The organism is Nitratidesulfovibrio oxamicus (assembly GCF_015731765.1).
In the GTDB taxonomy this organism is placed as follows: Bacteria; Desulfobacterota; Desulfovibrionia; order Desulfovibrionales; family Desulfovibrionaceae; genus Cupidesulfovibrio; species Cupidesulfovibrio oxamicus.
The window spans coordinates 1-1912 of record NZ_VRYY01000458.1 but is presented as its reverse complement, the minus strand read 5'-3'; the positions used below and the strand labels follow the sequence as shown (position 1 = coordinate 1912).

Annotated in this window: 2 protein-coding genes and 1 pseudogene; all 3 read left to right on the top strand. The window is 68.0% G+C overall.

The annotated features are described in order from the left end of the window. A partial coding sequence (locus FVW20_RS13915; protein WP_196610084.1) for a topoisomerase C-terminal repeat-containing protein occupies positions 1–582 on the top strand: 582 nt, incomplete at its 5' end. A 276-nt stretch (positions 583–858) separates the two neighbouring features. Continuing rightward, positions 859–1353, top strand: a complete 495-nt coding sequence (locus FVW20_RS13910) for a rubrerythrin family protein (protein ID WP_196610083.1) — start codon at positions 859–861, stop codon at positions 1351–1353. 166 nt (positions 1354–1519) lie between these two features. Next, a pseudogene (locus tag FVW20_RS13905) lies at positions 1520–1912 on the top strand (winged helix-turn-helix domain-containing protein); the annotation flags it as partial.

Here is a 1912-nt window from a genome sequence, read left to right as displayed (position 1 = left end):
CCGCGCGGCTGGGCCTGCACCGGGCAGCCGCCCGCCCCTTCCGGAAAGAAACGCGGCAAGGCGGCGGCAAACGGGGACGACGGCGCGGGTCAGGAAGCAGCACGCGCCAGTCGCGGCGCGAAAAAGGCCGATGCGCCAAATGGCGGGCCAGACGCCGCGCCGGACGGTGGGGGGAACAGCGGAACGGCTTCCCCCACAGCCAATGGTGGTCGCTGCCCGTTCATCCTCTGGCGCACCTCCTTCGGGCGCGAACTGGACGAACCCACCGCGCGCGAACTGCTGGCCACCGGGCGTACGGCGCAGGCCATGGACTTCACCTCGCGCCAGGGCAAGCCGTTCCGGGCGCACCTGGTGCTGAAGGGGGGCCGCCTGCGCCCCGAATTCGTGCCGGACGGACCGCGCAGGGCTTCGGATGGCGCTCCCCCCCCGCAACAGCCGGAAGAAACCCCGCAGCCCGCCGACAATGCCGCCCCTGGCACATCCACTGCGGGGGACATGTCCGGCTCACAAGCCGCACCACGCGTACATGGCGCGCATGACTCGCATGACGAAGCGGACACGCCCGGCAGCGCCAGCATCTAGCCGACCACGCCCCTGATCCCGGGGGCGGCAGTTCCCGCTCCCTTTTCCCCACCCGTCTCCCGGCCCGCCCCTGCCCACGCCGCGCCCCCCCTGCGGCTCTTTTGCGTTCCCCGCTTCCGCACGCCCGCCCTTCCCCCATCCGGGCGGATGGCGTATGCTCTGAACGATCTCTTTTCATGAATTTCAAAAAAGTGCTTTACAAGTCCATGGATGGCGTCTAAATAGGAATTGTTCCTGACAAGGAACCCCACACCGAAACCAACAAGGAGCATATCGATGAGCAAGACCCACGAGAACATGATGGCGGCCTTTGCCGGTGAATCCCAGGCCAACCGCAAGTACCTTGCTTTCGCCAAGCAGGCCGACAAGGAAGGCCTGCCCCAGGTCGCCAAGCTGTTCCGCGCCGCCGCCGAGGCGGAAACCATCCACGCCCACGGCCACCTGCGCAACGCGGGCAAGATCGGCTCCACCCTCGACAACCTCAAGTCCGCCATCGACGGCGAGACCTACGAATTCACCAAGATGTACCCGCAGATGATCGCCGAGGCCGAAGCCGAAGGCGAAAAGGTGCCCGCGCGCTACTTCGGCTGGGCCAACGCCGTGGAAGAGGTGCACGCAAACCTCTACAAGAAGGCGCTGGAAAACCCCTCCGCCCTGGCCGACGTGGACTACTACGTGTGTTCCGTGTGCGGCTACACCCACGAAGGCCCGCACGACGAAAAGTGCCCCATCTGCAACGCCGCGGCGTCCGCGTTCTACAAGGTCGCGTAGCCCGTATTCCACAAGGTGACCCTCCGCTCCCTGCGCGGACGGCGCACCCTTTCGGAGGGCTCTGGTGTGCACCACCAGGGCCCTCCCGTCGTTGGCAGGCTCGACACCGTGCAAAGGGTGCAGTATCCCGGCTCATGCGCACCCGCTTCTCCGTTCCGGCCCCCCCATGCTGATCCTGCTCCGCACCGCCGATGCGCGCATCGCCGCGCACATGACCGCCCCCCTGGCCGAGGCCGGGCTGAGGCTGGTGGTGGAAATGCCCACCATTGCGGATACGCGGATGCAGGCCACGGAAGCTGCTGTGCCCACGATGCTCCCGGAACCGGATGCGCTGGTGGCCGACCTGGACCTGCTGGCCCCGCCGCGGCCCATCGATGGAACGGACGGCGATGCTTTCCCTGCGCTCCCTGTCGGCATTCCCCCCCGCACGTCCTCTGGCGTCCCCCCCGGCATTCCATTGATCCTGCTGCATACCGCCACGGCCCGCCAGGAATCGCGCCGCGTGCGCGCCGCCGGGTTGCCCGCCTCGGCCCGCCTGCTGCGCGCACCGTTCTCCGCC

Excerpts from the sequence above, each read along its gene's own strand:
- FVW20_RS13910 (WP_196610083.1), top strand. The coding sequence starts at position 859 with ATGAGCAAGACCCACGAGAACATGATGGCGGCCTTTGCCGGTGAATCC.